Genomic DNA, 9,596 nt, shown 5'->3' with positions numbered 1-9,596 from the left:
CCGCCGACCCCCACCCACCGGAACCGGACGTCTTCGACTCGACCCTCGAGGACGCCGTCCGGGCCTTCCAGCAGCGCCGCGGCCTCGTCTCGGACGGTGTCGTCGGGGCGCAGACGGCCCGGGTGCTCGACGGGGCGCGCTGGCGGCTCGGCGACCGGATCCTGCTCTTCACCCCCGGGCACCTCATGCGGGGGGACGACGTCTCGGCGCTCCAGGAGCGGCTCGTCACCCTCGGGTTCCACGGCGGCCCGGTCGACGGCGTCTTCGGCGTCGCGACCGAGCAGGCGCTGCGCGAGCTGCAGCGCGGCCTCGGCCTCGAGCCGGACGGCCTGTGCGGTCCCGGCACGCTCCGCGCGCTCGGCGCGCTCTCGCGGGCCGTCGGCGGCGGCGACCCGTGGGCGCTGCGCCAGCAGGCGAACGTCGCCGTCGCGGGCAAGAGCCTCGCCGGCAAGGTCGTCGTCCTCGACGCCGCGGGCGGCCTCGGCCGCACCGGGCCGCGCGCCGGCGACCTCACCGAGGCGGACGTCACCCTCGACCTCGCCTACCGCATCGAGGGCCGGCTCGCCGCGACCGGCGCCACCCCGGTGCTCACCCGCGGCGCGACGACCTGCCCCGACGACCAGGCGCGGGCCTCGCTCGCGCGGGGCGTCCACGCGGACCTGTTCGTCTCGCTCGCGTGCGACTGGCACCCGAACCCGGAGGCGTCCGGCGTCGCGACGTTCTTCTGGGGCGACGTCCGGGTCGGCGCCCGCTCGGCGACCGGCGAGGCCCTCGCGAACCGGATCCAGCGCGAGGTCGTCGCCCGCACCGGCATGACCGACCTGCGCACCCACGCCTGCGCGATCGAGATCGTCCGCGTGACACGGATGCCCGCCGTCCTCGTCGAGCTCGGGTACCTCTCGAACCCCGGCGACGCCGCCCGGCTGGCCGACCCCGCGTTCCGGGACACCGTCGCCGAGGCGATCGTCGTCGCCGTCCAGCGGCTCTACCTCGCCGAGGACGACGCGGTCACCGGCTCGCTGCGCCTGGCCGACGTCCTGGCGCACGCCGGCCTGACCTGACCCACGGCCGCCGGTCGACCGGCGGGTGATCGGCCGGCGGGCGATCAGCCGGCGAGCGGTCAGCCGGCGGACGGCTCCCCGCTGACGGCAACGCCGGCCGCGCGGGCCCAGCGGACGACGTGGCGCACGCGGTCCGGTGCGAAGGCGGAGGCCGGCAGCGTCCCGCGACGGCGGTCTTTCATGACCACCGTCAGCCGGTGCGCGTCGACCTCGAGGCGCGCGACGTGGCTCCAGGGCTGCAGCATCCTGCTGCCCGCCCGGCCCTGCCCCGTGCCGGGCGGTGCGGCGTCCGCGCTCCAGACGATGATCCCGCGGGCGGTGAACGACCACGTGTGGCGTCCCGGGCCCGGGGTCAGGGACGGCCGGACCAGTGCGAGCGCGATGCGCACGAGGGCGGGGCGGCCGGTGACCCGGGTCGCGACGTCCACCCGGTCGGGCGCGCGCTCGGGGACGGAGTCGGGCGTCCCCCAGGCCGGACCGGTCGCCACGCGTGCCGTCAGACGCCGGGGTGCGAGCTCTGGCTCGTGAGCGCGGGCGTCCGGACGGTGCCGAGGATCCGCTCGAGGGCCTGCTCCACGTCCTCCCGCCAGGAGAGCGCCGTCTTGAGCTCGAGCCGTAGCCGCGGGTAACGGCGGTGCTGGCGCACGGTCTTGAAGCCGACGGCGAGCAGCAGGTCCGCCGGGACCAGGCACTGCGAGCCCGGCCCTTCGCCGTCCGGCCCGTCACTCTCGACGGCGAGCCCGAACGCCTCGACCGCCCGGACGCCGCGACGGGTGAGGTCCTTCGCCGCCGCCTGGATGAGCATCCGGGCCAGGCCGCCCCCGGACCACAGCGGCAGGACGCGCGCGGTCATGAGCAGGACGGCGTCCGCGCTCACCGGTGACGTGGGGAACGCCATCGAGCGCGGCACGAACGCGGGCGGGGCGTAGAGCACGAACCCGGCGGGCATCTCGTCGACGTACGCGATGCGGCCGCACGAGCCCCACTCGAGGAGCGTCGCGGAGACCCAGGCCTCCTTCTCGAAGGCGGTGTCCCCGGCCTCCCCGGCACGGCGCGCGGCGACCGGGTCGAGCTCCCACGTGACGCAGGACCGGCACGGGTCCGGGATGTCCTGGAGCGTGTCGAGAGTGAGGGGCGAGAGCCGGCGCCCCATCAGCCCGCCGCCCCGCGCGGGCGGGCCGCGGCGGCGACGGCATGGTCGGGCGGCCCCTCGTGGGCGGCGTCGACGTCGAGCCGGCGGTGGGGGGCCGTGGTCGTCGCGACCTCGGTCGCGACGCCGGGGGCGCCGGGACCGGGGCCGGCGCCGTAGGCCGGGACGGTGCGCGGGCGGAGCAGTGCTCCGACGAAGCCGGCGACGGCACCGGCGACGAGGCCCGCTGCGACGAGCCGTCCGAGTCGCATGCGACACTCCCTGCAGTGGAGGGGCCGGCATCGGACACACCGGGAACCCTGTGGACATCGTACGCAGCGGGTCTCGCTCCAGTGAAGGACACACTGGGTGATCGATTGACTCCCCTGAGTATTCCGGATGACGGCGGACGCCGGCAGCCGGAAGGATCGGACGACGCCCCGGCACCAGCCGGGCGCCATCAGCAGCGACCCGTCGATGAACACAGGGATTGGAGGCGCACGCACATGCCACCGGAGGGACACCAGGCCGCCGCCGGCTCGAGGCTCGACCGCTGGGTCGACACGTACGCCGCCAGGACCCGGGGCATGACCGCCTCGGAGATCCGCGCCCTGTTCGCCGTCGCGAGCCGCCCGGAGGTCGTCTCCCTCGCCGGGGGCATGCCGTTCCTCTCGGCGCTCCCCCTCGACGTCGTCGGCAACGCCCTCGCCAGGCTCGTCGCCGAGCGCGGCACGGTCGCCCTGCAGTACGGCTCCGGCCAGGGCGACCCCGGTCTGCGCGAGAAGATCCTCGACGTCATGGCGCCGCAGCAGGTCGACGCCCACCCCGACGACATCGTCGTGACGACCGGCTCCCAGCAGGCGCTCGACCTCGTGACCCGGATCTTCGTCGACCCGGGCGACGTCGTCGTCGCGGAGGCGCCCTCGTACGTCGGGGCGCTCGGCGTCTTCCGCTCGTACCAGGCGGACGTCGTCCACGTGCCGCTCGACGACGACGGGCTCATCCCCGCAGCGCTGGAGGAGACGCTCGCCCGGCTCACCCGCGAGGGCCGCCGGGTCAAGCTGCTCTACACGGTGCCCAACCACCACAACCCCGCGGGCGTGACGCTCTCCGCCGAGCGCCGTCCGCAGATCGTCGAGATCGCCAAGCGGTACGGCGTGCTCGTCCTCGAGGACGACCCGTACGGCCTGCTCGGCTTCGAAGGCGACCCGCTCCCCTCGATGCACTCGCTCAACCCCGAGGGCGTCATCTACCTCGGGTCGTTCTCGAAGACCTTCGCCCCCGGCTTCCGGGTCGGCTGGGCCGTCGCGCCGCACGCCGTCCGGGAGAAGCTCGTCCTCGCGAGCGAGTCGGCGATCCTGTGCCCGAGCTCGTTCAGCCAGCTCGCCGTCGCGACCTACCTCGAGACCCACGACTGGAAGCACCAGGTCGGGGTGTTCCGCGAGCTCTACCGGGAGCGGTCGGTCGCCACCCTCGACGCCCTGGCGGACATGCTGCCGGCCGCCCGCTGGACGACGCCCAAGGGCGGCTTCTACGTCTGGGTCACGCTGCCCGAGGGTCTCGACGCGACGGCGATGCTGCCGCGCGCGGTGACCGAGCGGGTGGCCTACGTGCCCGGCACCGCGTTCTACGCCGACGGCCAGGGCCGGCAGAACCTGCGCCTGTCCTACTGCTACCCGACGTCCGAGCGGATCCGCGAAGGGGTGCGCCGGCTCGCCGGAGTCGTCGAGGCCGAGCTCGAGCTGCTCGAGACCTTCGGGGGTCCGGGTGTCCCGACGGGCCTGGCGTCCGGCCCGGGCGGGCGCCGCCAGGTCCAGTCCCCCTCGCCCGACCTCACCTGAGGTCCGGGCCAGCCAGCGAGCCAGACAGCCGGCCCGCCCAGCCAGCACGGAGGATTCACGTGGAACATCCACCCCGGGTCGTCGTCCTCGCCGGCGGCCTCTCCCACGAGCGCGAGGTCTCGCTGCGCTCCGGACGGCGCGTGGCCGAGGCGCTGCGGGACGCCGGCTGCGTCGTCGAGGTCCGCGACGTCGACGCCCAGCTCGTCCCGGCGCTGCAGGCAGAGCAGCCGGACGTCGTGTGGCCGCTCCTGCACGGGGCGACCGGTGAGGACGGCGCGGTCCGCGACGTCCTCGACCTGCTCGGGCTGCCGTACGTCGGTGCGACGCCCGCCGCGTGCCGGATGGCCTGGGACAAGCCGGTGGCCAAGTCCGTCGCCCGGGCCGCCGGGCTCCGGGTGCCGGAGTCGGTGGCCCTGCCGCACGGCACGTTCCGCGAGCTGGGTGCGCAGGGGGTGCTCGCGGCCCTCGTCGAGCGGCTCGGGCTGCCGCTCGTCGTCAAGCCCGCTCGGGGCGGATCGGCGCTCGGCGTCAGCGTCGTCCGGGAGGCGGGCGCGCTCCCCCGGGCCATGGTCGACTGCTTCGCGTACGGCGACGTCGCGCTCGTCGAGCGGTTCGTCGAGGGGGTCGAGGTCGCCGTGAGCGTCATCGACTCGGGCGACGGGCCGCGCGCCCTGCCGGCCGTGGAGATCGTCGCGGACGGCGGGGTCTACGACTACGACGCCCGCTACACCGCCGGGGCGACCGAGTTCTTCTGCCCCGCCCGGCTCACCGAGACGTCGGCCGCAGCCGCCGCCGAGGTCGCCGTCCGGGCGCACGTCGCGTTCGGGCTGCGGCACCTGTCGCGCACCGACCTCATCGTCGACCGGGACGGGACGCCGTGGTTCCTCGAGGTGAACGTCGCCCCGGGGATGACCGAGACGTCGCTGCTGCCGCAGTCCGTCGAGGCCGCCGGGGAGGACGCCGGGACGCTCTACCGGCGGCTCGTGGAGGCTGCCACAGGGGCGTCCGGGGCCGAGCAGGCACCCACGGAGCCGGCGGCCCCCTCGGGGGTCTGAGCGCCCGCAGGGCCCCGCACGGTCGGGACGACAGACACGAGAGCGGCCCCGCACCTCACGGTGCGGGGCCGCTCTCGTCGTTCCGGGGGCGTCGTCGGCGCGCGGTCAGCGCACCTCCTGGAAGACGCCCTTCACGTCGGGCGACATGAGGCCGATGATCCGGTTGAGATCCTCGACGCTGGCGAAGTCGATGCTCAGCCGGCCCTTGCTCCGGCCGAGCGCGACGCTGACCTTCGTGTCGAGCCGGTCCCCGAGGCGCGACGCGAGGTCGTTGAGCTCCGACGTGTGCCCGCCCGCCCGCGGCCGCTTCTTCGCCGGCTTGGCGACAGGCCCGTCGCCGAGGGCGACGATCTCCTCGACCATCCGGACCGACAGACCCTCGGCGACGATGCGCTGCGCGAGCCGCTCCATCGCCGCGGCGTCGTCGAGGCCGAGCAGCGCCCGGGCGTGACCGGCGGACAGCACGCCCGCGGCGACCCGGCGCTGGACGAGCGGCGGGAGCCGGAGCAGGCGGATCGTGTTGCTGATCTGCGGGCGGGAACGGCCGATCCGGGTGGCCAGCTCCTCGTGGGTGCAGCCGAAGTCGTCGAGGAGCTGCTGGTAGGCGGCCGCCTCCTCGAGCGGGTTGAGCTGGCTGCGGTGGAGGTTCTCGAGGAGCGCGTCGCGCAGGAGGACGTCGTCCGACGTCTCCCGGATGATCGCAGGGATCGTGTCGAGGCCGGCCTCCTGGGTCGCCCGCCAGCGGCGCTCGCCCATGATGAGCTCGTACCGGGCCTCGCCGTCCTCGCTCGCCGCCTCGCGGACGACGACCGGCTGGAGGACACCGATCTCCTTGACGGAGTGGACGAGCTCGGCGAGGGCCTCCTCGTCGAAGACCTGGCGCGGCTGGCGCGGGTTCGGCCGGATCGACATGACGGGCAGCTCGGCGAACCGGGCCCCCGGGACCGGCAGCAGCTCACCCGCGGCGGCGGAGGCGGCTGCCGAGCCGCCGGCGGCGTCGAGGTCGACGACGGCGGTGGTGGCGGCCTCGGTCGCCACGCCGTTGGTCGGCGCGGTGCCCGCGCCGGCATCCGGTGCGCTCGTCGGCGCGGCGGTCTCGCTCCCCGGCGCTTCGCCGTTCGGGTTGGCGCGGGCCTCGGGGACGACGGCAGGCGGGCTCTCCGTCTTCCCCGGGAAGAACACGTCGACAGGACGGTCCCCCGCGGTCTTCGTCCCGGTGGTGTTCGGGATCAGTGCACCGAGTCCGCGGCCCAGTCCCCGTCGCTTCTCGCTCACACTCGCTCCTCAGTCGTCGTCGGCCGGTCGTTCCACGTGAGCACTTGCTCGGCGAGCTCGCGGGCCGCCTCGAGGTACGACAGCGCCCCGCTCGAGGCCGGGTCGTAGGTCATGACGGTCTGGCCGTGGCTCGGCGCCTCCGAGATGCGCACGCTGCGCGGCACCGAGGTCTTCACCACCTGCTCCGGGAAGTGCTCGCGCACCTCGTCGGCCACCTGCGACGACAACCGGGTGCGGCCGTCGTACATCGTCAGGAGGATCGTCGAGACGTGGAGCTCCGGGTTGAGGTGCCCCCGGATGAGCTCGACGTGTTTGAGGAGCTGCGAGAGCCCCTCGAGCGCGTAGTACTCGCACTGGATCGGGATGAGCACCTCACGGGCCGCCACGAAGGCGTTGACCGTGAGGAGACTGAGGCTCGGCGGGCAGTCGACGAAGACGTAGTCGATGTTCGGCAGCCCGGCGTTGATGCGCTCGTCGAGGTAGGTGGCGAGCGCCCGCTGCAGTCGTGTTTCACGTGCAACCAGCGACACGAGCTCGATCTCGGCGCCGGCGAGGTCGATCGTCGCCGGGGCGCACCAGAGGTTCGGCACGTCCGGGCACGGCTGTACGACGTCCGCCAGCGGCATCCCCTCGACGACGACGTCGTACAGGCTGGGGATGTCGCTGTGGTGGTCGATCCCCAGCGCCGTCGACGCGTTCCCCTGCGGGTCGATGTCGAGGACGAGGACGTTGAGACCTGCCTGGGCGAGCGCCGCCGCCATGTTGACGGTCGTCGTCGTCTTGCCGACGCCGCCCTTCTGGTTGGCCACCGTCATGATCCGGGTGTGCGGCGGCTTGGGGAACGGCCGGCCGGAAAGGGTGATCCGGCGGCGCGCGTCCTCGGCGACCTCGACCGCGAGCGGCGTCGAGTCGTCCACCGACGGCAGCGACCGGACCAGGTCCACGCGCTCGTGCTCCTCGTAGCCCACCCGTACCGGCGTCGACCCGGTGGTCGTCATGTGTCCGTACTCGCTCATCTGCTCCTGCGGCCCCAACGGCGCGGCACCTGCGACGAGGACTCCCCCGTCGCCTGCGCGCTCGTCCATGCCGGCGCTCCCATCCATCGGTCCCGGAGCCTCCGAGTGCGAAGGCTCCGCGGGTGCAGTCTGCCCTGCGGGCGCGTCACCGCGTGGGTCGTGCGACATATCCACGGAGTCGGTCTCAGCACCGTCGTCCGTGCCCCGATCTTCCCACGCAGGGGTGACGGTTCCGTTCATGTCGCCGGGCGCCGCACCAGTGCCGGGCGTGTCGGTTTCACGGGAAACGGCCTCGCTCGCTCCGTCCGTGTCGATCGCTCCGGTGATGACCCCGGCCACCGGCTCACCCGCCGACTCAGCCGCCGGCTCATCCGCCGGCTCACCCGCCGGCTCACCCGCCGGCTCACCCGGCGGCATGGTGCGGGCACCGTCCGACGGCTCCCCCAGGTCTTCGAGGGGCGGCAGCTCGTCGGAGGCCGCCTCCCCGTGGGAGGCCTCGATCGCGTCGGAGACCGCCGTCGCTGTCCCGGCCGCCACCTCGTCCGGCTCGTCCACGGCGTCCGTCGTTTCACGGGAAACCACGTCCGACCGTCCTGGCTCGCCCGTCGAGAGATCGGCGGCGGACGTGTCCACTGACGGGGCGTCCGCGTCACGTTCGCTCCTGCCCCCACCGGTCGGCGTCGGGGGCACAGCGTTCGTCGTGCCGCCGTTACCTTCCGGGGCGTCCGCCGCCCGAGCCGTTTCACGGGAAACCCCATCGGCTGGAGGCGCCTCAGACGTGCCCGGTCTCTGGGCGTCTCCCGCCTCGGGAGCAACCACCCCGGCTGCCTCGGCTGCCTCGGAGGGAACAGCCGGCTCGTCTCCGGACGCAGACCCGCCGAGCAGGTCCACCAGGCGGGGCCGGACGGCACCCTCCGGGTCCGGGGTCGCCTCCACGGTGCCCGGGACGATCTCGTCCGAGCCCTTCGAGGTGCCACCGGGAGAGAACGCTCGCTCGCTGTCCGACGGGGCATCGGCGCCAGGAGCGGAAGGAGCGTTCACTCCTGGCTCGCGCCAGGATCGGGCTCCGGCCGACGACCCGTCGGGCACCCACTCCGGCTTCTCCGTCGTCCCGACGACTCGGTGCTCCGGCCCGGCCAGCGGCGCAGGGTCGGCCTGGTCCGCGACCTCCGTGCCGGCGATGTCGCCCTGGAACAGCGCCCGCGGGGCCTCGTCGACGGAGTCACGCCAGCGTCCCCACCGACCCGACTCGGGCGGCGACACCTCGGAAGGCGGTTCCACGTGAAACGCGGACGGCGTCGAACCGCTCCGCTCCGAGGACCCGTCGTGACCCATCCGCCGGAGCTCGCCCACGAGAGCGGGAGTCGGCGCCGCCGGCCCGCCCCACTCGCGGGCCCGCACATCGACCTGCCGGCTCGGAGCCGGCACCGAGGCGACAGAAACGGGCGAGGACGCAGGGCCGGGCGTCGACGAGGCGGCCGCCCGGACGAACGTGGTCGGGCCGGTCTCGACGATCACCGCCGCGTCCGACTCCTCAGGCTGGTCGTCCGCGTGAAGGGCCTCCCACCAGACCGCTCCCTCGGAGGCGGCGGACCGGTCGAGGCCGTCCGTTCCCGACGTCGACGCATCGGCGACGGAGCCGGAGCCCGGAGGTGTCATCGACAGGTCAGCGTCGAGATCCGCGTCGTCGTCCACCGGCCATCCCAGCCCTCCGTCCTCGGTGACGGTCCCCTGTGTCGGCCAGCCGATCCCACTCACGCGTCATCCTCCCGTGTCCACTCCCCGCTGTGGCCCCGCCCGCGGCAACTGCACCCTATGTGCCGACAACGGATGTTCCTCCGCCAGCCAAGCAGGGTTCGGCGGCGAGGCGCAACGAACGCGCCCAGGGACGGGGCACCGGCTCGATGAGCGGAGGGATCGCCCGGCTCGCAGCCCCACCGACGGCCGGTCCGAGCTCTCACCGACCGAACGCTCGGCGACGCTCCTGACCGTTCAGGTGATCCGGCCGTGCCCTCCCCGACCGCCGGCTGGGTGCCTGCTCGGCGGGCGTCCGGTGCCTTCGACTGCATGACCCGCCGCCGTGGTTTCCCGTGAAACAGGGTGCGCCTCCGCCGACTCGTTCCTGTCCTGGGTGGGCTCACCGCGGCGGCCCCTGACGGGTGGAGGTGTCCCGTCGAGTGGCCAGGCCGTGGTTTCCCGTGAAACAGGGTGCGCCTCCG

General features: G+C 74.3%; 8 protein-coding genes. 3 read left to right on the top strand and 5 right to left on the bottom strand.

Translation table 11 applies throughout. From position 1 onward, the window contains the following. On the top strand, positions 1 to 1,061 hold a 1,061-nt coding region (locus tag ECOMGDLI_RS03925), incomplete at its 5' end, for an N-acetylmuramoyl-L-alanine amidase (protein WP_088313976.1). Positions 1,062 to 1,120: 59 nt separating this feature from the next. Here ECOMGDLI_RS03925 and ECOMGDLI_RS03920 read toward each other — a convergent pair. Genes ECOMGDLI_RS03920 through ECOMGDLI_RS03910 form a run of 3 tightly spaced genes read right to left on the bottom strand, consistent with a single transcriptional unit; the run spans position 1,121 to position 2,462 of the window. Beyond that, entirely contained in the window at positions 1,121 to 1,549 is a 429-nt protein-coding gene (locus ECOMGDLI_RS03920) for a hypothetical protein (RefSeq protein ID WP_088313973.1), read from the bottom strand. An 8-nt stretch (positions 1,550 to 1,557) separates the two neighbouring features. Further along, positions 1,558 to 2,214 carry a GNAT family N-acetyltransferase gene (locus ECOMGDLI_RS03915; protein WP_088313970.1) on the bottom strand — a complete coding sequence of 219 codons (657 nt, stop codon included), beginning with the start codon at positions 2,212 to 2,214 and terminating at the stop codon, positions 1,558 to 1,560. After that, complete coding sequence (locus ECOMGDLI_RS03910; protein WP_088313967.1) at positions 2,214 to 2,462, bottom strand: hypothetical protein; 249 nt, start codon at positions 2,460 to 2,462, stop codon at positions 2,214 to 2,216. Before ECOMGDLI_RS03910 ends, ECOMGDLI_RS03915 begins: the two co-directional genes overlap by 1 nt. Before the next feature lie 234 nt (positions 2,463 to 2,696). On the opposite strand from ECOMGDLI_RS03910, the gene ECOMGDLI_RS03905 reads away from it, so the two are divergent. Together ECOMGDLI_RS03905 and ECOMGDLI_RS03900 are read left to right on the top strand one after the other, a co-directional pair. Further along, entirely contained in the window at positions 2,697 to 4,031 is a 1,335-nt protein-coding gene (locus ECOMGDLI_RS03905) for a PLP-dependent aminotransferase family protein (protein ID WP_088313963.1), read from the top strand. Positions 4,032 to 4,090: 59 nt separating this feature from the next. After that, the gene (locus tag ECOMGDLI_RS03900) at positions 4,091 to 5,086 is read left to right on the top strand and encodes a D-alanine--D-alanine ligase (protein ID WP_088313959.1); all 996 of its coding nucleotides are present in this window, start codon (positions 4,091 to 4,093) and stop codon (positions 5,084 to 5,086) included. A gap of 105 nt (positions 5,087 to 5,191) precedes the next feature. Here ECOMGDLI_RS03900 and ECOMGDLI_RS03895 read toward each other — a convergent pair whose 3' ends face one another. Both ECOMGDLI_RS03895 and ECOMGDLI_RS36655 read right to left on the bottom strand, forming a co-directional pair. Continuing rightward, the gene (locus tag ECOMGDLI_RS03895; protein WP_088313956.1) at positions 5,192 to 6,361 is read right to left on the bottom strand and encodes a ParB/RepB/Spo0J family partition protein; all 1,170 of its coding nucleotides are present in this window, start codon (positions 6,359 to 6,361) and stop codon (positions 5,192 to 5,194) included. Continuing rightward, positions 6,358 to 9,072 (bottom strand): AAA family ATPase, encoded by a 2,715-nt coding sequence (locus tag ECOMGDLI_RS36655; protein ID WP_369812711.1) that lies wholly within the window; start codon positions 9,070 to 9,072, stop codon positions 6,358 to 6,360. Before ECOMGDLI_RS36655 ends, ECOMGDLI_RS03895 begins: the two co-directional genes overlap by 4 nt. Positions 9,073 to 9,596: the final 524 nt, after the last annotated feature.

Origin of the sequence: Kineosporia sp. R_H_3 (assembly GCF_002198675.1) — a bacterium.
Taxonomy (GTDB): domain Bacteria; phylum Actinomycetota; class Actinomycetes; order Actinomycetales; family Kineosporiaceae; genus R-H-3.
The sequence above is the reverse complement of the archived record's forward strand: the minus strand, read 5'-3'. Positions and strand labels throughout refer to the sequence as shown.

Excerpts from the sequence above, each read along its gene's own strand:
- ECOMGDLI_RS03905 (WP_088313963.1), top strand. The coding sequence starts at position 2,697 with ATGCCACCGGAGGGACACCAGGCCGCCGCCGGCTCGAGGCTCGACCGC.
- ECOMGDLI_RS03915 (WP_088313970.1), bottom strand. The coding sequence starts at position 2,214 with ATGGGGCGCCGGCTCTCGCCCCTCACTCTCGACACGCTCCAGGACATC.
- ECOMGDLI_RS03910 (WP_088313967.1), bottom strand. The coding sequence starts at position 2,462 with ATGCGACTCGGACGGCTCGTCGCAGCGGGCCTCGTCGCCGGTGCCGTC.